At 64.3% G+C, this 26,980-nt stretch carries 26 protein-coding genes; 12 read left to right on the top strand and 14 right to left on the bottom strand.

Annotated elements, in window-relative coordinates; translation table 11 throughout:
- Positions 1-11 precede the first annotated feature (11 nt).
- The 4 genes from plsB (at position 12) to ACSMEV_RS08690 (ending at position 4,466) form a co-directional block, all read left to right on the top strand.
- Complete coding sequence (gene plsB / locus ACSMEV_RS08705; protein ID WP_459208050.1) at positions 12-2,498, top strand: glycerol-3-phosphate 1-O-acyltransferase PlsB; 2,487 nt, start codon at positions 12-14, stop codon at positions 2,496-2,498.
- A 76-nt stretch (positions 2,499-2,574) separates the two neighbouring features.
- Positions 2,575-3,276, top strand: coding sequence for a hypothetical protein (locus ACSMEV_RS08700; RefSeq protein ID WP_459208049.1), 702 nt, complete (start codon positions 2,575-2,577; stop codon positions 3,274-3,276).
- Between the two features lie 69 nt (positions 3,277-3,345).
- Complete coding sequence (locus ACSMEV_RS08695; RefSeq protein WP_459208048.1) at positions 3,346-3,744, top strand: YbaY family lipoprotein; 399 nt, start codon at positions 3,346-3,348, stop codon at positions 3,742-3,744.
- 32 nt (positions 3,745-3,776) lie between these two features.
- On the top strand, positions 3,777-4,466 hold the full coding sequence (locus ACSMEV_RS08690; RefSeq protein WP_459208047.1) for a DUF4197 domain-containing protein: 690 nt from the start codon (positions 3,777-3,779) through the stop codon (positions 4,464-4,466).
- 159 nt (positions 4,467-4,625) lie between these two features.
- Here ACSMEV_RS08690 and pdxJ read toward each other — a convergent pair whose 3' ends face one another.
- The 10 genes from pdxJ to rpoE form a co-directional block, all read right to left on the bottom strand.
- Positions 4,626-5,348 carry a pyridoxine 5'-phosphate synthase gene (gene pdxJ, locus ACSMEV_RS08685; RefSeq protein WP_459208315.1) on the bottom strand — a complete coding sequence of 241 codons (723 nt, stop codon included), beginning with the start codon at positions 5,346-5,348 and terminating at the stop codon, positions 4,626-4,628.
- 61 nt (positions 5,349-5,409) lie between these two features.
- The gene (gene recO / locus ACSMEV_RS08680; protein WP_459208046.1) at positions 5,410-6,093 is read right to left on the bottom strand and encodes a DNA repair protein RecO; all 684 of its coding nucleotides are present in this window, start codon (positions 6,091-6,093) and stop codon (positions 5,410-5,412) included.
- A 55-nt stretch (positions 6,094-6,148) separates the two neighbouring features.
- Entirely contained in the window at positions 6,149-7,051 is a 903-nt protein-coding gene (gene era, locus ACSMEV_RS08675; RefSeq protein ID WP_313740272.1) for a GTPase Era, read from the bottom strand.
- Positions 7,044-7,733 carry a ribonuclease III gene (gene rnc / locus ACSMEV_RS08670; RefSeq protein ID WP_296264856.1) on the bottom strand — a complete coding sequence of 230 codons (690 nt, stop codon included), beginning with the start codon at positions 7,731-7,733 and terminating at the stop codon, positions 7,044-7,046. The genes era and rnc overlap by 8 nt, the downstream gene beginning before the upstream one ends.
- 158 nt (positions 7,734-7,891) lie before the next feature.
- Entirely contained in the window at positions 7,892-8,746 is an 855-nt protein-coding gene (gene lepB, locus ACSMEV_RS08665) for a signal peptidase I (RefSeq protein WP_459208045.1), read from the bottom strand.
- 5 nt (positions 8,747-8,751) lie between these two features.
- Complete coding sequence (gene lepA / locus ACSMEV_RS08660) at positions 8,752-10,551, bottom strand: translation elongation factor 4 (protein WP_459208044.1); 1,800 nt, start codon at positions 10,549-10,551, stop codon at positions 8,752-8,754.
- 204 nt (positions 10,552-10,755) lie between these two features.
- Positions 10,756-12,186 (bottom strand): DegQ family serine endoprotease, encoded by a 1,431-nt coding sequence (locus tag ACSMEV_RS08655; RefSeq protein ID WP_459208314.1) that lies wholly within the window; start codon positions 12,184-12,186, stop codon positions 10,756-10,758.
- A gap of 171 nt (positions 12,187-12,357) precedes the next feature.
- A complete protein-coding gene (locus tag ACSMEV_RS08650; protein ID WP_459208043.1) occupies positions 12,358-13,305 on the bottom strand; it encodes a MucB/RseB C-terminal domain-containing protein in 948 nt (315 codons plus the stop codon).
- Between the two features lie 8 nt (positions 13,306-13,313).
- A complete protein-coding gene (locus tag ACSMEV_RS08645; protein ID WP_459208042.1) occupies positions 13,314-13,907 on the bottom strand; it encodes an RseA family anti-sigma factor in 594 nt (197 codons plus the stop codon).
- Between the two features lie 31 nt (positions 13,908-13,938).
- Positions 13,939-14,520, bottom strand: coding sequence for an RNA polymerase sigma factor RpoE (rpoE, locus tag ACSMEV_RS08640; RefSeq protein ID WP_011535354.1), 582 nt, complete (start codon positions 14,518-14,520; stop codon positions 13,939-13,941).
- A gap of 430 nt (positions 14,521-14,950) precedes the next feature.
- Between rpoE and nadB the strand changes: the two genes are divergently transcribed.
- Positions 14,951-16,564: an L-aspartate oxidase gene (gene nadB, locus ACSMEV_RS08635; protein ID WP_459208041.1), complete on the top strand. Its 1,614-nt coding sequence runs from the start codon at positions 14,951-14,953 to the stop codon at positions 16,562-16,564.
- A 9-nt stretch (positions 16,565-16,573) separates the two neighbouring features.
- Here nadB and ACSMEV_RS08630 read toward each other — a convergent pair whose 3' ends face one another.
- A complete protein-coding gene (locus ACSMEV_RS08630) occupies positions 16,574-17,017 on the bottom strand; it encodes a protein YgfX (RefSeq protein WP_459208040.1) in 444 nt (147 codons plus the stop codon).
- Positions 17,001-17,255: an FAD assembly factor SdhE gene (locus ACSMEV_RS08625; protein WP_413046429.1), complete on the bottom strand. Its 255-nt coding sequence runs from the start codon at positions 17,253-17,255 to the stop codon at positions 17,001-17,003. Before ACSMEV_RS08625 ends, ACSMEV_RS08630 begins: the two co-directional genes overlap by 17 nt.
- Positions 17,256-17,411: 156 nt before the next feature.
- Between ACSMEV_RS08625 and ygfZ the strand changes: the two genes are divergently transcribed.
- A complete protein-coding gene (gene ygfZ / locus ACSMEV_RS08620) occupies positions 17,412-18,353 on the top strand; it encodes a CAF17-like 4Fe-4S cluster assembly/insertion protein YgfZ (RefSeq protein ID WP_459208039.1) in 942 nt (313 codons plus the stop codon).
- Between the two features lie 57 nt (positions 18,354-18,410).
- Complete coding sequence (locus ACSMEV_RS08615; protein ID WP_459208038.1) at positions 18,411-19,217, top strand: HDOD domain-containing protein; 807 nt, start codon at positions 18,411-18,413, stop codon at positions 19,215-19,217.
- A gap of 49 nt (positions 19,218-19,266) precedes the next feature.
- On the opposite strand, the gene ACSMEV_RS08610 is transcribed toward ACSMEV_RS08615, so the two are convergent.
- Positions 19,267-20,646: a sensor histidine kinase gene (locus ACSMEV_RS08610; RefSeq protein ID WP_459208037.1), complete on the bottom strand. Its 1,380-nt coding sequence runs from the start codon at positions 20,644-20,646 to the stop codon at positions 19,267-19,269.
- Positions 20,639-21,310: a response regulator gene (locus tag ACSMEV_RS08605; protein WP_296265336.1), complete on the bottom strand. Its 672-nt coding sequence runs from the start codon at positions 21,308-21,310 to the stop codon at positions 20,639-20,641. Before ACSMEV_RS08605 ends, ACSMEV_RS08610 begins: the two co-directional genes overlap by 8 nt.
- A 196-nt stretch (positions 21,311-21,506) precedes the next feature.
- On the opposite strand from ACSMEV_RS08605, the gene ACSMEV_RS08600 reads away from it, so the two are divergent.
- From ACSMEV_RS08600 to ACSMEV_RS08580, 5 genes are all read left to right on the top strand, one after another.
- Positions 21,507-22,796: an OprD family porin gene (locus ACSMEV_RS08600; protein WP_459208036.1), complete on the top strand. Its 1,290-nt coding sequence runs from the start codon at positions 21,507-21,509 to the stop codon at positions 22,794-22,796.
- A 31-nt stretch (positions 22,797-22,827) separates the two neighbouring features.
- On the top strand, positions 22,828-23,808 hold the full coding sequence (locus ACSMEV_RS08595) for a Bug family tripartite tricarboxylate transporter substrate binding protein (protein ID WP_459208035.1): 981 nt from the start codon (positions 22,828-22,830) through the stop codon (positions 23,806-23,808).
- A gap of 172 nt (positions 23,809-23,980) precedes the next feature.
- Complete coding sequence (locus ACSMEV_RS08590) at positions 23,981-24,439, top strand: tripartite tricarboxylate transporter TctB family protein (RefSeq protein ID WP_459208034.1); 459 nt, start codon at positions 23,981-23,983, stop codon at positions 24,437-24,439.
- 3 nt (positions 24,440-24,442) lie between these two features.
- Positions 24,443-25,957: a tripartite tricarboxylate transporter permease gene (locus ACSMEV_RS08585; protein WP_413046422.1), complete on the top strand. Its 1,515-nt coding sequence runs from the start codon at positions 24,443-24,445 to the stop codon at positions 25,955-25,957.
- Positions 25,950-26,978, top strand: a complete 1,029-nt coding sequence (locus tag ACSMEV_RS08580; RefSeq protein WP_459208033.1) for an AbrB family transcriptional regulator — start codon at positions 25,950-25,952, stop codon at positions 26,976-26,978. Before ACSMEV_RS08585 ends, ACSMEV_RS08580 begins: the two co-directional genes overlap by 8 nt.
- The last annotated feature ends 2 nt before the right edge of the window (positions 26,979-26,980 follow it).

Genomic DNA, 26,980 nt, shown 5'->3' with positions numbered 1-26,980 from the left:
GCCTGCCGCCAATGACACGTTCCCCCATGCGTCGCCTGATCTTCAGCATGCTGCGCCGCGCGCTGTACCTGTGGGTGCGCTCCGAAACCATCAACCAGTCTTCGACCTCGCTGAACCTGGACCGCAGCCGGCCGGTGTTCTACGTCCTGCCATCGCCGGCACTGACCGACCTGGCGGTGCTCGACCACGAATGCACCAAGGCCGGGCTGCCACGCCCCGTGCTGCCGGTCGACGTCGGCACGCTGCGCGAGCCGGCGGCCTTCTTCTACCTCACGCCCGACCCGGACTGGCTCGGCCGCCACGACAAGCGTGGCGCCCCGCCGACCCTGGAACGGGTGATCGAGGCCTTGGGCGAACATGCCGAAGAAGATGCGCAAGTCATTCCGGTAAGCGTGTTCTGGGGGCAGTCGCCGGAGAGCGAGTCGAGCCCCTGGCGGCTGCTGTTCGCCGACAGTTGGGCCGTCACCGGGCGGCTGCGGCGCTTGCTGACCGTGCTGATCCTGGGGCGCAAGACCCGCGTGCAGTTTTCCACGCCCATCCATCTGGGCGAGCTGGTGCGCCACAACAAGGGCCGCGAGCGCACCGTGCGCATGGCCCAGCGTCTGCTTCGCGTGCGCTTTCGCAATCTCAAGAGCGCGGTCATCGGCCCCGACCTGTCGCATCGGCGCAACCTGGTCAAGGGCTTGGTACACGCACCGCTGGTGCGCCAGGCCATCGACGACGAGACGCAGCGCCAGCACACCAGCCAGGCCAAGGCCGAGGCCCAGGCGCTGCGCTATGCCAACGAGATCGCCTCGGACTACACCTACACCGCCATCCGCTTTCTGGAAGTGGTGCTGAGCTGGTTCTGGCACAAGATCTACGACGGCATCAAGGTCAACCACATCGAGCAGGTGCAGGCCATCGCACCGGACCACGAAGTGGTCTATGTGCCCTGCCATCGCAGCCATATCGACTACCTGCTGCTGTCGTACCTGCTGTTTCGCAATGGCCTGACGCCGCCCCATGTCGCGGCCGGCATCAACCTCAACATGCCGGTGATCGGTGGCTTGCTGCGCCGTGGCGGCGCCTTCTTCATGCGCCGCACGTTCAAGGGCAACCCGCTGTACACGGCTGTGTTCAACGAATACCTGCACACCCTGTTCAGCAAGGGCTTTCCGGTGGAGTACTTCGTCGAAGGCGGGCGTTCGCGCACCGGACGCATGCTGCAACCGCGCACCGGCATGCTGGCGATCACCTTGCGCAGCTTCCTGCGCTCCTCGCGCACGCCCATCGCCTTCGTGCCGGTGTACATCGGCTACGAGCGTGTGCTGGAAGGCCGCACCTACCTGGGCGAGCTGCGCGGGGCGAGCAAGAAGAAGGAGTCGATCTTCGACCTGTTCAAGGTGTTCGGCGCCCTGCGCCAACGCTTCGGCCAGGTCTACGTCAACTTTGGTGAGCCGATCCGCCTGGGTGCGTTTCTCGACGAACGCCAACCGGGATGGCGCGAGCAGCCCCACGGCCCGGACTTTCGCCCGGCATGGCTGAGCAAGGCCACCACCGACCTTGGCGCCACCGTGGCGCGCCGCCTCAACGAGGCCGCAGCGATCAATCCGGTCAATCTGGTGGCGCTGGCGCTGCTGTCCACCAGCCGCCTGGCCCTGGACGAACAGGCGCTGGTGCGCGTCCTCGACCTGTACCTTGCCTTGCTGCGCCAAGTGCCCTATTCGGCGCACACCACCCTGCCCGAAGGCGATGGCCAGCACTTGATCGAACACGTACGCGCCATGGACCTGCTGGCCGAACAGAAGGACGCGCTGGGGCGCATCCTCTACCTGGACGAAACCAACGCGGTACTGATGACCTACTACCGCAACAACGTCCTGCACATCTTCGCCCTGCCGGCGCTGCTGGCCAGCTTCTTCCTCAGCAGCTCGCGCATGAGCCGCGAGCTGCTCGGCCAGTACGTACGCGCCCTGTATCCCTACCTGCAAGCCGAGCTGTTCCTGCGCTGGACACCCGAAGCACTAGACGAGGTCATCGACCAATGGCTGGCCGCGCTGGTCGAGCAAGGCCTGCTGCGCCGCGAGCAGGACGTGTACCTGCGGCCGGCCCCGAGTTCGCGAGCCTTCGTGCTGCTGACCCTGCTGGCGCGCACCATCACCCAGACCTTGCAGCGCTTCTACATGGCCACCTCGCTGCTGCTCAGCAGTGGCAAGCACAGCCTGAGCGCGGAAGGGCTGGAAAACCTGTGCGTGACCATGGCCCAGCGGCTGTCGATCCTGCACGGTCTGAATGCCCCGGAATTCTTCGACAAGAGCCTGTTCCGCCACTTCATCCAGACGCTGCTCGACCAAGGCGTGCTGCGCGTCGACGAGCACGGCACGCTGGACTACTCCGACCGCCTGGGCGAACTGGCCGAAAGCGTGGCCAAACGGGTGCTGTCGGCCGAGTTGCGCTTGTCGATCCGGCAGGTTGCGCTGCATCGCGACGAGCCGGCGGACGTCGTGCAGGGGTAGGCTTTCAGGCTGATGCCTGGGCACTCCAGGCACCAGCATCGGCATGCTTCATCACCCCCTCACGAGAAACGATGACATGCCCGATATTGTTGAAATCACCGGCGCCTTGAGCACCCCCTATCTACCAACGTCTCCGGACGGCTTACCGCGGCTGATCGTGGAAGCACTCGACTCCTCCGGAACATTGCTTGGCCTTTGCGGGGCGCAGATCACTGGCTCGCCCCTGCCCTTGCGCCTTCATCTCGACCGCTCGGCCTTGGCGGACGATGCCAGGATCACGCTCAACGCCCGTTGCCTTGCGAGTACAGGATCGTCCTCGGTCATTCTCAGTACCTCCCGGAACCTGACGCTGGCGCAAGCGACCGCGGCGCTCTTGGACCTTGAGCTGGAGCCAGTCGAAGGATTCGAGGCGGCACCTGACCTGCACCCGCTCGAGATGCGGGTGATCGAGCTGAGCGGGCATGTGAACATTCCAGACGAGGTGGTCAAGGACACGAATAAACTCGACGTCACCTTGCTTGTGGTGCAGGAGGATGGCGACAGCAACCGTCGCTTCAGCAACTTGGCAGAGCACTCGATGAGTGTTTCAGGCAATCAGGGCGAGTTTTCGCTGTTCATCGATGCGGCCAGCGTTCCCGAAGGCCGGCCGCTGCGCTTGCACCTTGGCCTGTACAACCACGAGGGCACCGAAATTTACGCAGGCCGCAACTTCAGGGCGCTGGACTTTGGCAATCTGCCCGATCTGTCCGACATCACCTTGAAGCTACCACCTCGCTGATTCATCGGGAAAAATCCGTTACAGTCCTGGGCGTTGGTCAGCAGCCGACCCCTGGACACCGGAGATTCCATGAAAAAACTCTTTATGCTGTGTTGCGCCTCCTTGCTCGCAGCCTGCTCCAGCCCTACCCCATCTACCCAGGCAAGCCTGCATGGCGAGGTCTTCTACCTGCAACGCATGGCGTTGCCACCTGCCGCCACGCTGAGCGTGCAACTGCAGGACGTTTCCCTGATGGACGCCCCGGCCGTCGTGCTGGCGCGTCAGGCAGGCCCGGTCAAAGGCAACGTACCGCTGCCGTTCCAGCTGAGCTATGACCCCGCGCAGATCAAACCCGGCCACCGCTACGCGGTCAGTGCTCGTATCGAACTGGAGGGCGAGCTGTTGTTCATAAGCACCTCGCAACAGTCCGTAGCGCTCGATGGCCATGATCCGCAGCCACTGCGCATCAAGGTCGACCCGGCCCGTTGAAGATTTCCACCCCGTCTACCAAGGACCCCTCCATGATCCGTACTTACCTGCGCTTGACCACCCTCTGCGCCGGCCTGATGCTGTCGGCCAGCGCACTGGCGCTGTCCCTTGGCGACCTCAGTCAGAGCGACGCTTCCAGTGGGCTCAAGGATGCTCTGAGCCAAGGTGCCCAAGTGGCCGTGAAGCAACTGGGTACGCCCGGCGGCTTCAGCAACGATCCGCAGGTGCGCATCGAGCTGCCCGGCAAGTTGGGCAAGGCGGCCAAGGCCATGAAGATGTTCGGCAAAGGCGAGCAGGTCGAGGCCCTGGAAGCCAGCATGAACAAAGCGGCCGAAGCCGCCGTTCCGCAGGCCCAGGCGATCCTGCTCGATGCGGTGAAGAAGATGAGCGTGGCTGACGCCAAAGGCATCCTCAGCGGCGGCCAGGACTCGGCCACGCAATACCTGGACAAGACCAGCCGCGAACAGATCCGCGCCAAGTTCCTGCCGATCGTCAAGCAGGCCACCGACCAGGTAGGGCTGGCCAAGCAGTACAACAACTTCGCCGGCCAGGCCATGGCCCTGGGCGTAGTCGATGCCAAGAGCGCCAGCATCGAGAACTACGTGACCGAGCAAGCCCTGGACGGTCTGTTCGAGATCATCGCCAAGCAAGAGCAGAGCATCCGCCAGAACCCGGCCCAGGCCGCTACCAGCCTGGCCAAGAAAGTCTTCGGCGCGCTTTGAGGCCCACGGCGTGGGCGTTTGCAAACGCCCACGCTGCACCCTCCGACCACGCCACTCGTCAGCATGATCAACCTGCCGATCCGGCGCTCCCCGCCTGGGCACGACCTACCTGCGATCTGCCAGGGCGCAGATCGCAGGTAGGGGCTCGTTGCCGAGGTGTCAGCGCGACGCGTTGAGGATCAACGCCTTCATCTGCGCCACCGCTTCCTTGAAACCGACGAACAGCGCATGGGCCACCAGCGCATGGCCGATGTTCAGCTCGTTGATGCCCTTGATCGCCGCGATGGCTTCGACGTTGTGGTAGTGCAGGCCGTGGCCGGCATTGACGATCAGCCCCTTGTCGACACCCAAGGCCACGCCTTTGGCGATGCGCTCGAGTTCTTCGGCCATCTCGGTCGGATTCTCGGCATCGGCATAACGTCCCGTATGCAGCTCGATGGCCGGTGCGCCGACGCGGTGGGCCGCTTCGATCTGTGCAGGATCGGCATCGATGAACAGCGAGACCTCGGCGCCGATGCGGGTCAGCCGCTCGACCGCCGCTCTGATCCGCGCTTCTTGCCCGGCCACGTCCAAGCCGCCTTCGGTGGTCAGTTCCTGGCGCGTTTCCGGCACCAAGCAGATGTGCGCAGGGCGAATGCGCTCAGCGAAGACCATCATCTCTTCGGTCACGCCCATCTCGAAATTCATGCGCGTCTGCAACACGTCCTTGAGCAGCAGCACGTCGCGCTCCTGGATGTGCCGGCGGTCTTCACGCAGGTGTACGGTGATGCCGTCGGCGCCCGCCTCTTCGGCATCCAGCGCCGCTTTGACCGGGTCGGGGTAACGTGTACCGCGCGCCTGGCGCAAGGTTGCCACGTGATCGATGTTGACGCCCAGTAGCATGCGGTTGCTGTGAGTCACGGAAGGCTCTCCTAGAGTGTGAGCCGCACAGCATACGATGGGATCAGCGCTTGCGAAACAGTTCCCGGCTGACCAGGGGCTTGCTGCCCAGGTGCACCGCCAGGGCCTGGCGCATCAGACGCTTGGCCGCGAGCAGCGCACCGGGCGCTTCCCAGTCGGCTTCGGCCAATGCCTGCAACTGCGTCCCGCTGAACAGACCTGGTTGGGGCAGCTCTACTCGTTCCAGACCGGCATCGACGCGTAACCGGTACTGACCTTCGCTGACGATGGGCTGTTCGTTGAGGTCGTGGCTGAGCGAAAAGGCATAGCCCAGCTCGTCGAGCACGCGCCACTCGAAGGCGCGCAACAGCGGCTCCAGGGGGCGCCCCTCGGCCAGCGCCTGCAAGGTCAGGGCATAGTGCTCGAACAGGGCCGGGTGTGGCACTTCGGCGGGCAGCAGGCGCATGAGCAGTTCGTTGAGGTACATCCCGCTGAACAGCGCATCGCCATGCAGCCAAGCTGCGACACCGACGGTTTCCAGCCGGTTGACGTTCTTCAGCTCGCCGCGCCCGCGCAGCTCAACTTCGAGCAGCACGAACGGCCGCACCAAGCTGCCGCCCTTGCCCCGAGCGCGGCGCAACACCACACGCACCAGGCCTTGCGCGGTGAACAGGTCCACCAGTGCGCTGGTTTCCTTGTAGGCGCGGCTGTGCAGCACGTAGGCCGGTTGGCCGACTGGGTGTTCCATGGAAAAGCCTGCGAAAGAAAACGGCCCGGAGAATCCGGGCCGTTCGACGGGAGGGTTACAGGTCGCCGTATCCGAGCGAGCGCAGGGCGCGCTCGTCGTCCGACCAACCGCCTTTGACCTTGACCCAGAGGTTGAGCATCACCTTGGCATCGAACAGTTGCTCCATGTCCTTGCGCGCCTCGGAACCGATGCGTTTGATGCGCTCGCCCTTGTCGCCGATGATGATCTTCTTCTGCCCATCGCGCTCGACCAGGATCAGCGCGTGGATGTGCAAGACGTGCCCCTGCTGCTTGAACTCTTCGATCTCGACGGTGATCTGGTACGGCAGCTCGGCACCCAATTGACGCATGATCTTCTCGCGCACCAGTTCGGCGGCAAGGAAACGGCTGCTGCGGTCGGTGATCTGGTCTTCCGGGAAAAAGTGCTCGTTTTCCGGCAGGTGCTTGGCGATCAGTGTTTCCAGAGCGTCGAGGTTGTGCCCCTGCTGAGCGGAGATCGGCACGATCTCGGCATTGGGCAGTTGCGTTTGCAACCACTGCAAGTGCGGGATCAGATCGCCCTTCTCGTCCATGCGGTCGGTCTTGTTGACCGCCAGGATCAACGGCCCGGTGACGTACTGCACGCGCTCGAGCACCAGTTGGTCTTCGTCGGTCCAGCGCGTACGGTCGACCACGAAGATCACCACGTCGACGTCCTTGAGGGCGGCCGAGGCGTTACGGTTCATGTAGCGGTTGAGCGCCTTGTCGTTGGCTTTGTGCATGCCGGGCGTATCGACGTAGACCGCCTGCACATCGCCTTCGGTCTTGATGCCGAGCATGTTGTGCCGGGTGGTCTGCGGCTTGCGCGAGGTGATCGCCAGCTTCTGGCCGAGTATGTGGTTGAGCAGCGTCGACTTGCCCACATTCGGGCGGCCGACGATGGCCACATAGCCGCAACGGGTGGGGGTGTTCTCAGTCATTGCCATTCTCCACGCCCAAGGCGATGAGCGCCGAGGCTGCCGCGACCTGCTCGGCGATACGCCGGCTCACGCCCTGGCCGCGGCTCTTGTTGTTCAGCAGCACCACTTCGCACTCGACGAAGAAAGTGCGGCAGTGGGGTTCGCCCTGGATATCGACCACTTCGTAGCGCGGCAACTCGCAGGCGCGCGACTGCAGAAATTCCTGCAAGCGCGTTTTCGGGTCTTTGTTGGTGTCGACCAGGGTCAGGCTTTCGAACTCGCCGGCCAGCCAGGCGAGGATGCGCTCGCGCACCGTCTGCATGTCGGAATCGAGGTAAATCGCACCGATCAAGGCTTCGAGGGCATCGGCCAGGATCGACTCGCGGCGGAAACCACCGCTTTTGAGTTCGCCCGAACCCAGGCGCAAATAATCGCCCAGGTCGAAACCACGGGCTAGGCGGGCCAGGGTTTCGCCCTTCACCAGGCGCGCGCGCAGACGCGACAGCTGGCCTTCGCGCGCCTGCGGGAAGCGCTCGAACAGGGCTTCGGCGGCGACGAAGTTGAGGATCGAGTCGCCGAGAAACTCCAGGCGCTCGTTGTTGCGCCCGGCGTAACTGCGGTGAGTGAGGGCCAGCAGCATCTGCTCCTGATCCCGGAAGGTGTAGCCGAGCTTGCGCTCCAGGCGGTCAAGGGGCGCGCTCATGGGGCCACCTGAGGGTTGTTCAACGCGTTGTTCAAATCGAGGTCCTGAAGACTGCCGGCCGTGGCCACCGCCCGATGCGATGGCAATTCTCTGATCCTGGAGAACACAGCCTATGTCAGAAATGCATTCGGCGCTGCCAGATCGACAGCGCCGGTGGATCAGTGGATCAAGCCAACCCGCGACAGGTTGGGGAAGTGGCTGAGCTTGGGTTCGGGCCAGCTCATCCAGACCGCGAAGGCCTTACCGACGATGTTGCGGTCCGGCACCATGCCGTGCAGCTCCTTGGGAATGTTCGGATCATCCCAGAAGCGGCTGTCGTTCGAGTTGTCGCGGTTGTCGCCCATCATGAAGTAATGGCCGGCCGGGACCGTCCATTGCTGGTCGGGCGGCATGCGGTAGCGGCTCATTTCCTTGCGGATCAAGTGCTCGGCCTCGCCCAGTTTTTCCTTGTACAACTCGGCGCTGCCCAGGGTACCCGGTTCCGTGCCGACCAGTTGCTCGGCGACGGCCTGGCCGTTGACGAACAGACGCTTGTCGTTGGTGTAGCGGATCTGGTCGCCCGGCAGGCCGACCACGCGCTTGATGTAGTTGACGTTCGGATCGCTCGGATAGCGGAACACCATCACGTCGCCGCGCTTGGGGTCACCGATCTCGATGACCTTCTTGTCGAGCACCGGCAGGCGAATGCCGTAGGAGAATTTGTTCACCAGAATGAAGTCGCCGACCTCCAGCGTTGGCTTCATCGATCCCGATGGGATCTGGAACGGCTCGACCAGAAACGAGCGCAGCACCAGCACGATGAACAGCACCGGGAAGAACGACTTGCCGTACTCGACGAGCAAGGGTTCCTTGTCGAGGCGCTCGACCACCGCCGGCTCGGGCTGGCTGACGCTACCCCGATAGGTGGCGATCGCCGCTCGCCGGCGCGGTGCCAGGAACAACAGGTCGATGAGCCCCAGCAAACCACAGATGGCTACGGCAAGAACGAGCAACAGCGGGAAATTTAGCGACATAGGACCTAGCTATCCAACCTGAGCACGGCAAGGAAGGCTTCTTGTGGAATTTCCACGTTACCGACCTGCTTCATGCGTTTCTTACCGGCCTTCTGCTTCTCCAGCAGTTTCTTCTTACGGCTGACGTCGCCGCCGTAACATTTGGCCAGTACGTTCTTTCTGAGCGCCTTGACGGTGGTTCGCGCGATGATCTGGCCGCCGATGGCTGCCTGGATCGCCACATCGAACATCTGCCGAGGGATCAGCTCCTTCATCTTCTCGGTCAACTGGCGGCCTTTGTAGGCCGCGTTGTCACGGTGCACGATCAACGCCAGGGCGTCGACCTTGTCGCCGTTGATCAACACGTCCAGTTTGACCAGGTTGGCCGACTGGTAGCGGTCGAAATGGTAGTCCAGCGAAGCATAGCCACGGCTGGTGGACTTCAGACGGTCGAAGAAGTCCAGCACCACTTCGTTCATCGGCATGTCGTAGCGCACCTGCACCTGGCTGCCGAGGAACTGCATGTCGCGCTGCACGCCACGCTTTTCGATGCACAGCGTGATCACGTTGCCCAGGTGCTCCTGCGGCACGAGGATGGTCGCGGTGACGATCGGTTCGCGGAAGTCGGTGACCGAGGAGACGTCCGGGAGCTTGGAGGGGTTGTCGACGATGATGGTTTCACCGGTCTTCAACTCCAACTCGTAGATCACGCTCGGCGCGGTGGTGATCAGGTCGAGGTCGTACTCGCGTTCCAGACGTTCCTGGATGATCTCCATGTGCAGCATGCCGAGGAAGCCGCAACGGAAACCGAAGCCCAGGGCGTCGGAACTCTCCGGCGCGTATTGCAACGACGAGTCGTTGAGGGTGAGCTTCTGCAAGGCGTCGCGGAAGTCTTCGAAGTCGTCAGAGCTGACTGGGAACAAGCCCGCGTAGACCTGCGGCTGGATCTTCTTGAAGCCCGACAGCACCGGCACGTCCGGGGTCGAGGACAAGGTCAGGGTGTCGCCCACCGGCGCACCGTGGATGTCCTTGATGCTGCCGATGATGAAGCCCACTTCGCCGGCCTTGAGGTCGGCGGTTTGCGTGTGTTTGGGGGTGAACACGCCGACGCTGTCGACCAGGTGCACCTTGCCGGTGGACTTGACCAGGATCTTGTCGCCCTTCTTGACGCGGCCATGGCGCACACGTACCAGGGAGACGACGCCCAGGTAGTTGTCGAACCAGGAGTCGATGATCAGCGCCTGCAACGGCGCGTCGATATCGCCCTCGGGTGGCGGAATGGTGTGCACCAGGCGCTCCAGCACCTCGTCGACGCCCATGCCGCTCTTGGCGCTGCACGCCACGGCGTCGGTGGCGTCGATGCCGATGATCTTCTCGATCTCGTCCTTGACGCGATCGGGGTCGGCCTGGGGCAGGTCCATCTTGTTCAGCACGGGCATGACTTCCAGGCCTTGCTCGATGGCGGTGTAGCAGTTGGCGACCGATTGCGCCTCCACGCCCTGGCCGGCATCGACCACCAGCAGCGCGCCTTCGCAGGCGGCCAGCGAACGGCTGACTTCATAGGTGAAGTCGACATGGCCTGGGGTGTCGATGAAGTTGAGCTGGTAGGTCTTGCCGTCTTGCGCCTTGTAGTGGAGCGTGACGCTATGGGCCTTGATGGTGATGCCGCGTTCGCGTTCGAGGTCCATGGAGTCGAGGACCTGGGCTTCCATTTCGCGCGCCGTGAGGCCACCACAGAGCTGGATGAAACGATCGGCCAGCGTCGACTTGCCATGGTCGATGTGGGCGATGATGGAGAAATTGCGGATATGACTCAAATCACTCACAGGTCAACACTCGAAAAGGCTGCGAGCCGGACGCCCGCCAAAAATAGCCGGGAATTGTACCCCAAGCCGCAGGGTTATGGGAGGTTCCCGATCAGTTAACCGGTAACCGCGTGTATGGCGCCTGGCCCTTCGCGGCACTTGCCGCGCTGACTTCGCGCATACGAAAAGGGCAGCTTGCGCTGCCCTTTTCCGGTCGTAGCCGGCTTACTCGGCCAGTTTGAAGGTGATGAAGCTGGCGCGCCCTTGACGCAGCACACGCATGGACACCGAGCGGTTCTTCGGCAGTTCCTTGGCGATCTCGGTGAACTGCTTGGCCGACAGAATGGCCTGGTTGTTCAAATGGCTGATGACGTCGCCCGGACGCAGGCCGATCAGCGCCGCCGGGCCGTCCTGCACTTCCTTGATGGTGACGCCGCCCTTGAGCTCGAGCGACTTCTTCTGCTCGGCGGTGAGGTCGGCCACGGACACGCCCAAGCGGTTGCTGCTGCGCTCGGCTCCCTGCTTGCTGCCACCCATGCCGGTGTCGGCATCGTCTTCGGGCAGTGCGCCTACGGCGATGTCCAGGCCCTGACGCTTGCCGTTGCGGATGATCTCGAGCTTGGCCTTGTCGCCGTCCTTCATGCTGCCGACCAAGTGCGGCAGGTCGGCGGACATGACGATCGGCTTGCCGTTGAGGCTGAGAATGACGTCACCGACCTGCAGGCCACCCTTGGCCGCCGGGCCGTCCTCCAGCACCTGCGCGACCAGCGCGCCGGCAGGCTTGTCGAGACCGAAGGATTCGGCCAGGTCCTTGTTCACTTCCTGGATGACCACACCCAGCCAGCCGCGGCTGACCTTGCCGTCTTTCTTGAGTTGGTTGGAAACGTCCAGCGCCACGTCGATCGGAATGGCGAACGACAGGCCCATGAAGCCACCGGAGCGGGTGAAGATCTGCGAGTTGATGCCCACCACTTCGCCATTCATGTTGAACAGCGGCCCGCCGGAGTTGCCGGGGTTGATCGCCACGTCGGTCTGGATGAAAGGCACGTAGCTGTCGTTGGGCAGGGTGCGGCCCTTGGCGCTGACGATGCCCTTGGTCACCGAATGGTCGAAGCCGAACGGCGAACCGATGGCCAGCACCCACTCACCGACCTTCAGCTTTTCCGAATCGCCCAGCTTGACGGTAGGCAGGTCTTTGCCTTCGACCTTGAGCAGCGCCACGTCGGTGCGCGGATCGGTACCGACCAGCTTGGCCTGCAGTTCGCTGCGGTCGGAGAGGCGTACGATGATTTCGTCGGCGTCGGCGACCACATGGTTGTTGGTCAACACGTAGCCATCGGACGAAATGATGAAGCCCGAACCCAGCGATTGCGCTTCGCGCTGACGGTCGCCGCGCGGCGAACCCGGCTGTTGCGGCAGGCTGCGCTCGAAGAACTCGCGGAACATCGGCGGCAGGCCTTCCAGGTCGGGCATTTGCCCGGCGGCGATGCGGCGCTCAGGGAGCTTCTGCTTGGTGCTGATGTTCACCACGGCAGGCGAAGCCTGTTCGACCAAGGTGGTGAAATCGGGCAGTGCCTCTTGGGCCTGGGCCACGAGCGCCTGGCCGAGCATCAACACGGCGGCAAACATCGAAAGATAGGGTTTCAAGCGTGGTATCGACATACGACTCCCGTCACAACGAGCGTAATTAGCAGTAAGGCTCCCGCAGACGCAGGACAGGCCAGACCTCGAAAGAACAGACCTATAGAAAATTTACCAGGGGAATGCAAATGACAATGCTTTAATTTCATTTCAACAATGCGCACAAACTGCCGCGATCAAGCGGATTCAGCGACTTGCCTGGGCACCCCGCCACCTCATCGACAGCGCTATGCGCTCGGCGGTACCCAACGGGATTTCGCCGACGACCGTGACCAGCATGCCGCCTTTGGCCGTCGTCAGATGGCGCGAAACGGCAGCGGTAGGTCCGAGTTGGGTGCGAATGTCCTTGCCATCGGCGGCAGCGACTGGCTCTAGGAAAATCGAAAACCGTGCCAGGCCATCGTCGTACATCAAGGAACTGGGCCCCTCGCCTCGTACCTGGCTGTCCACCAGCTCGAAGCCTGCTGGCAACCATTCGGCCCGCCACTCCACCACCGCCGCCTTTTCACGGACGGGCATGGGTGCGAGCGGCTTGCAGGCGGAGCTGCCTTGCAGGTCTGCTGGATCGGGAGCTTGGGTGTTCAGGCTGATGACCTGATAACGCTCGAGCATCTGCCCCTTTTCGTTGACCATCAACGAACGCAACGGCAGGCCGGTTTGCCGATCCAGATCAAGGTCGAAGCCGTAGCGGTGTGGATCGCGCGGCACAAGGCTGAGGGATACCGCATCCCGCCCGGCCACGCGCGATTCGCCGATGACGCTAAGGTCGTACCAGCTCATCAATTTGAGGGGATCGAAAACATTCGCAGAAGATTTGCCAGGTGCACTGACTGCTGACATCAGATCACCGGCGGCGCAGCTTACTCTGCCATCGACACGCACGGCTTCTTGAACATCGCCATCCAGGCGAAACAGACGCTCGGTAGAAGTTTCGTTATGGAAGAGGTGCCAGATCTGGTGAGAGGAGAAGCTGCCGTTGCGTTCATAGATGAACGAGGCCTGGTAATTCTGTCGCCGTTCGGCTTGAGCCAGCTTCGACAGCCACTTCCCCGCTTCAGGCGAAGAATTGGCTGCCAGAACTGGTAGCGCGACGCAACTGCCGACCAACAGCGGTAGGAAGGCAAATGCGCGCATGCAGCTCCTTACTTGGCATCGTCCATGCTGGCGGCGCGAGCGTAAGGCAGTGCGGTCTCACCGCCTTTGGCAGCCGAGTCCTGCGCGTGTTGCTGCAGGTAACCTGGCATGCGCTTGTCCCAGCCAGCCTGGTTCTGCATGGCGGCGTTGGCCATAGGGCCGGTCGGCTGATCGCTGCTTTCGGTGTAGCCGGCCAGAACAGCAGGGCCTTGCGCTTGTGGCGCGCTCAGGGCTTGCTGAACAGGCTGCTGCTGCGCGAGTTCTGCACCAGTGATCTCGTCCTGGTTGTACAGGCGCACGCCTGCCAACACGGCGACAGTCACCGAAGCGGCCACGGCCAGACGGCCGATACCGCGCCACGGACCCTTCTGGACCTTGGCCGGGGCAGCTTCTTCAGCCAGGGCTGCGGAAACCGCCGATGCGATGTCGAGGTTCGGCATCAGCAATTCTTTATGCATAGCTGCACGAGCGACCTGGTAACGCGACCAAGTAGCGCGGGTCTCCGAATCTTCGACGGCGCTCAGCACACGACGCAGTTCCAGTTCATCCGCTTCGTTGTCCAATACCGCGGACAGCGATTCCTGCAAAGCTTCACGACTCATGGCGGTTCCTCTCTTGGCTATCGCCGCTGTCTCAGGACTCCTGCAACAGCGGTTGCAGGGCTTTATCGATGGCCTCCCGAGCGCGAAAGATTCGAGAGCGCACGGTGCCCACAGGACACTGCATGACGCTGGCAATGTCTTCGTAACTCAGACCATCGAATTCACGTAGGGTCAGCGCCGTACGCAAATCTTCGGGCAATTGCTGGATGGTCCGATGGACGGTGCCTTCGATTTCATCCCGCAACAGGGAGCGCTCCGGAGACTCAAGATCCTTGAGGCCGTGATCGCCGTCATAGAATTCCGCATCCTCGGAACTCACATCGCTATCTGGCGGCCGCCTTCCGCGGGACACCAGGTAGTTCTTCGCCGTGTTGATGGCGATGCGGTACAGCCAGGTGTAGAAGGCGCTGTCACCGCGGAAATTTCCAAGCGCTCGGTACGCCTTGATAAAGGCCTCCTGCGCAACATCCTGTGCTTCATGGGTGTCGTGGACGAAACGCACGATCAACCCGAGAATCTTGTGCTGATACTTCAGCACCAACAGATCGAACGCTCGCCTGTCGCCGCGCTGTACACGCTCGACAAGCTGCTGATCCTCTTCCTGGGTTAGCATGAACACTCCTCAGTGGTCTCGGAGGAGCGTTGCAAAAGCCATCGTTCAGGCTTGCAAACATAGACTCGGGCTTTAGGCAAAAGTTCTCCCCTCCAAGCAAGTTTCCTGCGGCCTTTCATCGGCTCGCATGAGCGACGAAGACGGTGAAGGCCGACCTCATCGACGTAGAATCTCGAATACGCAGGATTTCGCCCGGTAAGAGCAGCTGCCCTGCGTCGCCGCGGCAATTGTGACGTGCGGGCAGCCTTCATGGGATTTCCGACGGTCGCCGAAAGTTCCCTGGCGAAACCAGCAAACCGGACAAGCGTCGTTGGAAATCAGCGGGCCGGGGCTGCTATAAAGGCATCCCGGCTACGGTCCGATAGTCTCACAGTGCCACCTACACGGGGCTATTGTGCCGTTCACCTCATCCAGATACTAGTGTCCCGACATGAGCCAACCATTCCAACATGATGTCCTAGTGATCGGCAGCGGTGCAGCCGGCTTGAGCCTGGCGCTGAATTTGCCGCGCCATTTGCGCGTCGCGGTGCTGAGCAAGGGCGAACTGGCCAACGGCTCGACCTTCTGGGCACAAGGCGGCGTGGCCGCCGTGCTGGACGACACCGACACCGTGCAGTCGCATGTCGAAGACACCCTCAACGCCGGCGGCGGGCTGTGCCATGAAGACGCCGTACGCTTCACCGTGGAGCATAGCCGCGAGGCCATCGACTGGCTGATCGAGCAAGGCGTGCCTTTCACCCGCGACGAACAGGCCGTGGACGCGCGCAGCTACCAGTTTCACCTCACCCGCGAAGGTGGTCACAGCCATCGGCGCATCATCCATGCCGCGGACGCTACCGGTGCGGCGATCTTCACCTCGTTGCTGGAGCAGGCCCGTCAACGGCCCAACATCGAGTTGCTCGAGCAACGCGTGGCCATCGACCTGATCACCGAGCGTCGCCTGGGCCTCAACGGTCAACGGTGCCTGGGGGCCTACGTGCTGGATCGCAGCACCGGCGAGGTCGATACCTTCGGCGCGCGCTTCACCGTGCTGGCCACTGGGGGCGCGGCCAAGGTCTATTTGTATACCAGCAACCCCGATGGTGCCTGCGGCGATGGCATCGCCATGGCTTGGCGTGCCGGTTGCCGGGTAGCGAACCTGGAGTTCAACCAGTTCCACCCCACCTGCCTGTACCACCCCCAAGCCAAGAGTTTCCTCATCACCGAGGCCCTGCGTGGCGAAGGTGCGCTGCTGCGCCTGCCCAACGGCGAGCGTTTCATGCCACGCTTCGACGCCCGCGAAGAGCTGGCGCCGCGCGACATCGTGGCCCGCGCCATCGACCACGAGATGAAGCGCCTGGGTGTGGATTGCGTGTACCTGGACATCACTCACAAGCCCGCCGAGTTCATCAAGGGCCACTTCCCGACCGTCTACGAACGCTGCCTGGGCTTTGGCATCGACATCACGCAGCAACCCATTCCCGTGGTGCCCGCCGCGCACTACACCTGCGGCGGGGTGATGGTCGACGAACAAGGCCACACTGACGTACCTGGCTTGTACGCCATCGGCGAAACCAGCTTCACCGGCCTGCATGGCGCCAACCGCATGGCCAGCAACTCGCTGCTCGAATGCTTCGTCTACGGCCGCGCTGCGGCGGCGGACATCATCGCGCAGCTGGACTTGATACCCATGCCGCGCGCCCTACCCTGCTGGGACGCCAGCCAGGTGACCGACTCGGACGAAGACGTGATCATCGCGCACAACTGGGACGAGCTGCGGCGCTTCATGTGGGACTACGTGGGCATCGTGCGCACCAGCAAGCGCCTGCAACGGGCCGCACACCGCGTGCGCATGCTGCTCGACGAGATCGACGAGTTCTACAGCAACTACAAGGTCAGCCGCGACCTGATCGAGCTGCGCAACCTGGCCCAGGTCGCCGAGCTCATGATCCGTTCGGCCATGCAGCGCAAGGAGTCGCGTGGCCTGCACTACACCCTGGACTACCCCGACATGCTGCCCGAAGCACGAGACACGGTGCTGGACCCGACCTCGAGCCGGCACTGATCGCTCGGCTCACTGCCAACGCCGCCGGCTGTACTTCAGACGCACACGCAGGCGGCGGTGCGTTTCGGCGGCCAGCGCATCGGCCGGGACGCACTGGCTTTCGCTCAGCCAGCGACCGCGGCGCACATAGCGCAGCACCACACAGTGCGGCAAGGCCAGGCTGTCACGACACAGCCGCGCAGGCTGCCAGCCGGACGCGCGGCTGAACAGGCTCCAGCCCTGGGCATTGCGGCGCAGGCCGGTGATGGCATGGGGATGGGTGAGCAGGATGCGCCGCGGGATCATCCAGCGCGCGTGCAGGACGCAGCCCAGGCTGAGCAGATTGGCGAACCACAGAGGCGCGGCACTTAACCAGACGGCGCACAGCGCCAAGGCCATGCATCCGAGATAGGCCGTCAGCAGCAGGCGCGAGCCTTGCCAACGGCATTCGAAGGCGTCACTTGGGTTGGACACGGTCCAGGATCATGCGCACCATGCGCTGCAGCTCTGGGTCTTCGGATTCGCAGCGCTCCATGAACCAGCCGAACATGTCCTGGTCTTCGCATTCGAGCAGGCGCTTGTAGAGTTCGCGGTCAGGCTCGCTGAGGGTGGCGTAGACCTCCTGACTGAAGGGCACCAGCAGCACGTCCAGTTCCAGCATGCCGCGCCGGCTGTGCCAGAACAGGCGATTGAGTTCAGTTTGTTCGACCATGGGGCCCTCCTCGAATGGCCGGGCAGTATACAGCCTGGCCGGCACGGCGGCACTGGGCATCGGTCGTACCCTGTTACCGCGCATGACTCCCCGCCTACCTATTTGCTCGGCACCGTTCTATGATGGCCGCCAGTCTCTTAGCTATCGCGATGTCCCATGGCCGATTCCGCTTTCTACTGCTCTCTCGATCACGAGGGCATCCTTGCCGTCCGCGGCTCCGACGCGGGCAAGTTCCTGCAGGGACAACTGACCTGCAACCTCAACTACCTCGACGACGCGCATGCCGGGCTCGGCGCGCGCTGCATGGTCAAGGGTCGCATGCAGTCGAGCTTCCGCATCCTGCCGCAGGGCGATGGCTTTCTCCTGGCGATGGCCAGCGAGCTGCTCGAAGCGCAAATGGCCGACCTGAAGAAATACGCCGTGTTTTCCAAGGCGGTGCTCACCGACGAGAGCGCCGCCTGGGTGCGCTTCGGCCTGCACCAGGGCGATGCCGCGTTGCAACCGCTGGGCCTGGAAGTTGCGCCCGAGGCGGGCGCCACCGTTCGCCAGCCTGGGCTGATGGCAGTGCGCGTATCGCCCGAACGCATCGAACTCTGGGCGACGGCCGAGCAGGCGGCCGCCGTGCGCCAAGGCCTGGATGCCCAACTCGCCAAGGGCACCTTGAACGATTGGTTGCTGGGCCAGATCCGCGCCGGAATCGGCCAAGTCGTGGGCGCCACCCGCGAGCTGTTCATTCCGCAGATGATCAACCTGCAGGCGGTGGACGGTGTGAGCTTCAAGAAAGGTTGCTACACCGGTCAGGAAATCGTCGCGCGCATGCAGTACCTGGGCAAGCTCAAGCGCCGCATGTACCGCGTGGCATTGGCGCAAAGCGCTCTGCCCGAACCGGGCACCGAAGTGTTTTCGCCCACCCATGGCTCGTCGGTCGGCGAAGTGGTGCTGGCGGCGCATGCCGGTGAGGCATGCGAGTTGCTGGCAGTGCTCAGTGCCGACGCCGTGGCCGACGACAACCTGCACCTGGGTGCCGCCGACGGTCCGCGCCTGAGCCTGCTCGACCTGCCCTACGAACTTGACCGCGACCGGGAAATCCAACGCTGATCAGCCCGCCCCAGCACCTGCGTGGGGCGCTCCCCTCCACAGCGGCAGAGAACCCCGATGAACAAGCTGGCCGACACGGTGCAAGCGCAGTTGCTTGCCGCCATCGATAACGACGAACTGCTGCTGCCCACATTGCCCGAGGTGGCCTTGAGCATCCGCGAGGCTGCCGAGGACAGCGAGATCAGCGTCGCGGCCCTGAGCCGGGTGATCGGTCAGGACGCAGCCCTGTCGGCACGCCTGATCAAGGTGGTCAACAGCCCCCTGCTGCGCGCCTCGGTGGAAGTCACCGACCTGCACACCGCGATCACCCGGCTGGGCATCAACTACAGCTGCAACCTGGCCATCGGCCTGGTCATCGAGCAGATCTTCCACGCCCGCTCGCCGTCGGTGGAACAGAAGCTGCGCGACGTCTGGGCGCGCAGCCTGGAAGTGGCCGGCATCAGCTACGAGCTGTGCCGCCGCCACACCTCGCTCAAGCCCGACCAGGCCGCGCTGGGGGGGCTGGTGCACCAGATCGGCGCCCTGCCGGTGCTGATCTATGCCGAAGAGCACAACGAACTGCTGGCAGACCCGGTGTGCCTGCACCACATCATCGAGCAGATTCAACCGGTGCTCGGCGACAAGCTCCTCAGCGCCTGGGACTTCCCCGAGCAACTGGTCAACCTGCCCAGCCAGATCGACGACCTGGAACGTACCACCCAGAAACTGGACTACATCGACGTGGTCCAGCTCGCCCGCCATCTGCACCAAGGCGACCCTGCCCAGCCGCCGACGGCGTTGCCGGCCTGGCGCCATTTGAAGCTGCCGGCCGACAAGCGACTGGACGTGGCCGAGCTGCTCGAAGCCCGCGGCATGCTGCGCTAAGCCCGCCCCAACGTCGCCGAGCCACTGCCTCGACCCCGTCACTCTCGCGTCAATCGGTGCTGAAGCCCACCCGCACCTTCAGCCCGCCATTGTCACCGTCGTGCAAACTGATGGTGGCCAAGTGCGCGCGGCAGATCTCGCCGACGATGGCCAGGCCCAGGCCGGTGCCCTGCGGGCTGCGCCGGTAGAAACGCTCGAACACGCGCTCACGCTCCGCTTCGGGAATGCCGGGGCCGTCGTCTTCCACCTCCAGTACGGCCGGTGCCAGTACCCGCAGCACGACGGTACCTCCCAGCGGGGTATGGGCGATGGCGTTGTCCACCAGGTTGCTCAGCAGCTCGTTGAGCAAGGTCGGCTCGCCCTTGAGCCACACCGGCGCTTCGGCCTCCAGGGCCAAGGCCACGCCTCGGGCATGGGCCAGAGGCGCCAGGGCCATGCCCAGTTCGCGGGCCAGTTGGGTCAGGTCCAGACGTTGCGCGCCGCCTTCTGCGATGGTGCGGGCGCCATGCTCGACCCGCGCCAACGACAGCAACTGATTGGCCAGATGGGTCAGCCGATCGGTGCCCTGGGCCGCTTCGGCCAAGGTCTGCCGCCACTGCTGCGGATCGCTGGAACGCTGACCCAACTCCAAGCGCGCCTTGAGCGCCGCCAACGGCGTACGCAGTTCGTGGGCGGCATCGGCGATGAACTGCGCCTGGCGCTCGAACTGCGCGCGCAAGCGCTCGGTGAAATGGTTGAGGCCATGCACCAGCGGGCTCAGCTCGCGCTGCACCTGCACCAACGGCAAGGGCCGCAGGTCGTCGGGCTGACGCTCCTCCACCGCGCTGCGCAGGCGCTCCAAGGGGCGCAGCGCGGCGCTCACGGCGAACCACACCATCATCAGCGCGGCCAACGCCAGCATCCCCAAGCGCAGCAGGGTGTCGGTCATCAGGTCACGGGCCATGCTCTCGCGCGCCTCGTCGGTTTCGGCTACACGAATTTCGGCCATACCGTTCATGTTCGGCTCGCTGACGGCCCGCAGCAGGCTCACCACACGCACGTCCTGGCCCTGATAGCGGGCGTCGTAGAAACGCGCCAGCGCCGGGTAGTCGTCGGTACGGGGCGTGCCCGGTGGCGGGGGCGGCAGGTGCTCGTAGCCGGAGATCAAGCGCTGCTGGATATCCAGCACCTGATAGTAGATGCGCCCGGCGCTGTCGTAGGCGAAGGTATCGAGGGCCACGTAAGGCACGTCGGCGCTCAGCGTGCCGTCGCGCTGCGAGAGGCCAGCGGCGATGGTCCGGGCCGAGGCCAGCAAAGTACGGTCGTACGCAGTGTCGGCCGCCTCGCGGCCGTTCCAGTAGGCGCTCAGGCCGCTGGCGCACATCAGCACCACCAACAGCAGGGCCAGGTTGCCGAGCAGGCGCCCGCGCAGGCTGCCGTCGTCACGCATCGCGGTGCTCGAGCAGATAGCCCAGGCCGCGGAAGGTGACGATGGCCACCGCATGGCCATCGAGCTTCTTGCGCAGGCGGTGGATGTAGATCTCGATGGCGTCGGGGCTGGCTTCTTCGTCCAGGCCGAACACCTGGGCGGCCAACTGTTCCTTGCTCATCACCCGCCCCGGCCGGGCGATCAGCGCTTCGAGCACGCTCTGCTCGCGGGAGGTCAGGGTCAGGTGCTCGGTATCGAGGGTGAAACGTCGGGTGTCGAGGTCGTAGACCAGAGGCCCGCAGCACTGCTGGCGCTCGCCGCCGAGCACGCTGCGGCGCAGCAGAGCCTTGACCCGGGCTTCGAGTTCGCTCAGCTCGAACGGCTTGGCCAGGTAGTCGTCGGCGCCCAGGTTGAGGCCGTGGACGCGGTCCTTGACGTCGCTGCGCGCAGTGAGCATCAGCACCGGCACGGTCTTGCCGCGCCCGCGCAGACGCGCCAGCACCTCGAAGCCGTCCAGACGCGGCAGCCCGACGTCGAGCACCACCGCTGCATACTCTTCGCTGGCCAGCGCCAGATCGGCAGCCACGCCATCGTGCAGCACGTCCACGGTCAGGCCCAGGCCCTTCAAGGCCTGGGCCACGCTTTCGGCCAGTTGCAGGTGGTCTTCGACCAGCAATACACGCATCGCCTTCATCCCCGCATCGTTCGGTTGGCGCGGAGTGTACCCGCCCCGTCGGTTCTGTGAATCCCTTTGTAACAATCCTGCCGGCGTGAAAGGTTGCTGAAAGGTTGGTTACCTAGGATCGCACCACGGCAGCTCGATCTGCCGTGCCGTGCACCCTCGTGGTGCAACCAATAAGAACAAGAAACGGAGTCATCCCATGCTGCCCGCCCAGCTACAGGCGTTCGTGCCTACCCGTTCGTTTTCCTCAAGCACTGGCAGCCTCGCCAGCGCTCTCGCCTTGGCCGGCTTCGCGCCGCTGAGCCAGGCCGCGTTCATCGAAGACAGCACCGCCACCTTCGAAACCCGCAACATGTATTTCAACCGCGACTTCCGCGATGGCACCAGCGCACAACAGTCCAAGCGCGACGAGTGGGCCCAGGGCTTCATGCTCGACATCCAGTCCGGCTACACCGACGGCACCCTAGGCTTCGGCCTGGACGCGCTGGGCATGGTCGGCGTCAAGCTCGACTCCAGCCGCGACCGCAGCGGCACTGGCCTGCTGCCGGTACACGACGACGGCACCGCCGCCGACGAATACTCCAAGCTCGGCGTGACCGGCAAGGTGCGCATCTCCAAGACCGAACTCAAGGTCGGCTCGCTGATTCCGGTGACCCCGGTGCTGCGCCCCAACGACGGCCGCATCCTGCCGCAGACCTTCGAAGGCGCGCTGCTCAGCTCGCGCGACATCGACCGCGTGACCTTCATCGGCGGACGCCTGGAAAAGGCCAAGGACCGCAACGACACCAATTGGGAAGACCTGGCGCTGAACAACAAGGGCAGCCGTTTCGGCGGCACCTTCAGCGGTGACCATTTCGACATGGCCGGGGTGGACTATGCCTTCACCAAGCGCATCACCGGCAGCTACCACTTCGCCCAGCTCGATGACGTCTATCGCCAGCACTTCCTCGGCCTGCTCGCCACCCAGCCCTGGGGCCCCGGCACCCTGGGCGCCGACCTGCGCCTGTCGACCAGCGACGAGCAAGGCCAGGCCAGGGCCGGCAACATCGACAACACCACCGTCAACGGCATGTTCAGCTACGCCTTGAGCGGCCACAAACTCAGCGCGGCCTACCAGCACCTGTCGGGCGACAGCGCCTTTCCCTACCTCGACGGCGCCGATCCGCACCTGGTCAACTTCGTGCAGATCAACGACTTCGCCAACGCCGACGAGCACTCCTGGCAACTGCGCTACGACTACAACTTCGCCGCTCTCGGCCTGCCCGGTCTGAGCTTCCTCACCCGTTACCTGCGCGGCGACAACGTCAGCCGCGCCAGTGGTGGCGAGGGCAAGGAATGGGAGCGCAACACCGAACTCAAGTACGTGGTGCAGAGCGGGCCGTTGAAGAACGTCGAGGTGCGCCTGCGCAACGCCTCGTTCCGCTCCAACTTCACCCGCGATGCCGACGAAACCCGTGTGCTGGTGAGCTACAGCGTGGCCCTCTGGTAACCCATAACAACAAATGTGACGGAGATAGACGATGACCTTTTCCCTGCGCCGCCTCGCCCTGGCCACTGGCTGCCTGCTGCTGGCCGGCAATGCCCTGGCCGGTGAGCCAAAACGCCCCGAATGCATCGCCCCGGCTTCGCCCGGCGGCGGTTTCGACCTGACCTGCAAGCTGGCGCAAAGCGCGCTGGTCAGCGAGAAGGTCCTCAGCAAACCCATGCGTGTGACCTACATGCCCGGCGGCGTCGGCGCGGTGGCGTACAACGCCGTGGTCGCCCAGCGTCCGGCCGACGCCGGCACATTGGTGGCCTGGTCCAGCGGCTCGCTGCTGAACCTGGCGCAGGGCAAGTTCGGCCGTTTCGACGAAAACGCCGTGCGTTGGCTGTCGGCAGTCGGCACCAGCTATGGCGCCATCGCGGTGAAAAGCGATTCGCCCTACAAGACCCTCGACGATCTGGTCGCGGCGCTGAAGAAAGACCCGGGCAAGGTGGTGATCGGTTCGGGCGGCACCGTCGGCAGCCAGGACTGGATGCAGACCGCGCTCATCGCCAAGGCCGCCGGCATCAACCCGCGCGACCTGCGCTACGTGGCCCTGGAAGGCGGCGGCGAAATCGCCACGGCGCTGCTGGGTGGGCACATCCAGGTCGGCTCGACAGACATCTCCGACTCCATGCCGCACATCGAGAGCGGCAACATGCGCCTGCTCGCGGTGTTCTCCGAAGAGCGCCTCGACGACCCGGCCATGAAGGACATCCCGACCGCCAAGGAACAAGGCTACGACATCGTCTGGCCTGTGGTACGCGGCTTCTACCTGGGGCCGAAGGTCAGCGACGAAGACTACGCCTGGTGGAAAGAGGCTTTCGACAAAGTGCTGGCCTCCGAGGACTTCGCCAAGCTGCGCGACCAACGTGAGCTGTTCCCCTTCGCCATGACCGGCGAGCAGTTGGACGGCTACGTGAAGCAGCAGGTGGCGCAGTACAAGGTGCTGGCCAAGGAATTCGGGCTGGTGCAGTAAGCCGGCGGTTCTGTTGTAGGAGCGGTCGGTTCGGAGCTCCGATCAGCCGCGATACGCACCCCTGTTGGAGCGGCTTTAGCCGCTCCAACACGGTGCCATCGCAGCTAATCGGAGCGCCTAGCCGAATGTTCCCACACCCCGATTCAGCCTCTTTCCAATCGAGGATTCGCCCATGATCCTGCAACGCCTCTTCGCCCTCATCCTGCTGGCGGTCTGTGCCGCCCTGGCGGTGATGGCCTGGCCCTACCAGGCCGCGTTTTCCTACGAGCCGGTCGGGCCGCGTGCCTATCCGCTGCTGATGCTCGGCCTGATGAGCCTGGGCCTGCTGTACCTGGCGATCCGCCCTACGCCGATCGTGCGCAAGGACGACGAGCCCGAGCTCGACCGCGCCACGCTGACCAAGATCGCCCTGTGCGTCGGCCTGCTGCTGCTGTTCGCCTACACCTTCGAGTCGCTGGGCTTCATCCTCAGCGCGATCCTCGTCGGCATTCCCATGGCGCGTCTGTACGGTGGCCGCTGGCTGCACAGCGCCATCGTGGTGACGGTGATGAGCGTGTTCCTCTACTGGCTGTTCGACCGCATGATGGACGTGCCGCTGCCCCTTGGCCTGCTCAGCGTTCTGGAGAACTGAGACATGGATACTTTGAGCTACCTGGGCCAGGGCTTCGGCGTTGCCCTCTCCCCCTACAACCTGGTCACCGCCCTGAGCGGCACCCTGATCGGCACCGTGGTCGGCCTGCTGCCGGGCCTGGGCCCGATCAACGGCGTGGCCCTGCTGATCCCCATCGCCTTCGCCCTGGGCCTGCCCCCGGAATCGGCGCTGATCCTGCTGGCGGCGGTGTACCTGGGCTGCGAATACGGCGGTCGCATCAGCTCGATCCTGCTGAACATCCCGGGTGAAGCGTCCACCGTGATGACTACCCTCGACGGCTACCCCATGGCCCGTCAGGGCCTGGCCGGCGTGGCGCTGTCGCTGTCGGCCTGGAGCTCGTTCATCGGCGCTTTCATCGCCACCTGCGGCATGGTGCTGTTCGCCCCGTTGCTGGCGAAATGGGCGATCGCCTTCGGACCGGCCGAATACTTCGTGCTGATGGTGTTCGCCATCGTCGCGCTGGGTGGCATGGCCGGCGACAAACCCTTGAAGACCTTCATCGCCGCGCTCATCGGCCTGTTCCTGTCGGCCGTGGGCATCGACGCCAACAGCGGTGTGTACCGCTTCACCGGCGACAGCGTGCACCTGGCCGACGGCATTCAGTTCGTGGTGCTGGTACTGGGGCTGTTCTCGATCAGCGAAATCCTCCTGCTGCTGGAGAAGACCCACCACGGCCACCAGGCGGTCAAGGCTACCGGGCGCATGCTGTTCAACATGAAGGAAGCGGCGTCGGTGTTCGCGGTGAACATCCGCTGCGGCCTGCTCGGCTTCGTCATGGGCGTGCTGCCCGGTGCCGGTGCGACCCTGGCCAGCGCCGTGGCGTACATGACCGAGAAGCGCATGGCCGGTGAGAGCGGCAAGTTCGGCCAGGGCGATGCCCGTGGCCTGGCCGCCCCGGAAACCGCCATCGGCGCCTCCTGCTGCGGCGCCCTGGTGCCGATGCTGACCCTGGGCGTGCCCGGTTCGGGTACCACGGCGGTGATGATCGGCGCGTTGACGCTGTATAACATCACCCCCGGCCCGCTGCTGTTCCAACAGCAGCCGGACATCGTCTGGGGCCTGATCGCTTCGCTGTTCATCGCCAACATCATGCTGGTGATCCTGAACATCCCGATGATCCGCATCTTCACCCGCATCCTGGCCGTGCCGAACTGGGCGCTGGTGCCGGTGATCGCGATCATCACCGGGATCGGCGTGTACGCCGTGCATGCCACCACCTTCGACCTGTTCCTGATGGTCGGCATCGGCATCATGGGCTACATCCTGCGCAAGCTGGACTTCCCCCTGTCGCCGATCCTGCTCGGCTTCATCCTGGGCGGGCTGATGGAGCAGAACCTGCGCCGCGCGCTGTCGATCTCCAACGGCGAGCTGGGCATCCTCTGGTCGAGCCCGATCAGCCTGGGCGTGTGGGTGCTCACCGCGTGCATGATCTCGCTGCCGCTGATCCGCATCTGGCGCCGCCGCGCCAAGGCACGTCGGGCGCTGGCTGGTGCCTGATCGCGGTCTGCCGCTGTACTGGGCAACCGGGCTGGTCGGCCTTGCGGGCGGGTTTCTCGCCAGCAAGGTCGGCTGGCCTTTGCCATGGATGGTCGGCGCCCTGCTGGCCATCATCCTGGTGCGCTGCCTGACACCCTGGCAGTTGTCGGAAATCCCCCACGGGCGCAAATGCGGCCAATGGATCATCGGCGTGGGCATCGGCCTGCACTTCACGCCGCTGGTGATCGAGCAAGTCTCCAGTCATTTCCTGCTGATCCTGTTCGGCGCGCTGCTGACCACAGTGTCGAGCGTCATCGGCGTGGCGCTGCTGCGCCGCAGCGGCGAAGACCGCGCGACGGCGTTCTTCGCCAGCATGCCGGGCGGTTCGGGCGAGATGGTCAACCTCGGCGCGCGCAACGGCGCGGTGCTCAGCCAGGTGGCGGCGGCGCAGAGCCTGCGCGTGCTGGCGGTGGTGCTGTGCATACCGGCCTTGTTCAAGCTGCTGCTCGGCGAGGGCGTGGCGCTGAATCATGCCGGCAGTGTGAGCTGGCCGTGGTTGGCATTGATCGCGCCGCTGGCACTGGGCTGCGCCTTGCTCTGGCAACGCCTGCACCAGCCCAATCCCTGGCTGTTCGGGCCGCTCTTGGTAGCGGCGACGGTGAGCCTGGCCGGTGGTCTGCACACTTCGTTGCCCGATGGCGCCAGCCAGATCGGCCAATGGCTGATCGGCAGCGGCCTGGCCTGTCACTTCAACCGTGCGTTCTTCCGCCGAGCGCCGGCCTTTCTGGGTCGCACCTTGATCGCCACCGCATTGAGCATGGCGGTGGCCGGTGCGGCGGCCTGGGGGCTGGGCGAGCTGACCGGGCTCGACATACGTTCGCTGACCCTGGGCATGATGCCTGGCGGCATCGCCGAGATGAGCCTGACCGCCGAGACCCTGCAGCTGTCGGTGCCGCTGGTGACGGCCATGCAGGTCATGCGCCTGCTGTTCGTGCTGTTCCTGGCCGAGCCGCTGTTCCGTCGCTGGCAGCGCGCCAGCTGAGC

This window comes from Pseudomonas sp. MLB6B (assembly GCF_054508135.1).
Note: the sequence above shows the minus strand (reverse complement) of the source record. Positions and strands in the feature narration are given on the sequence as shown.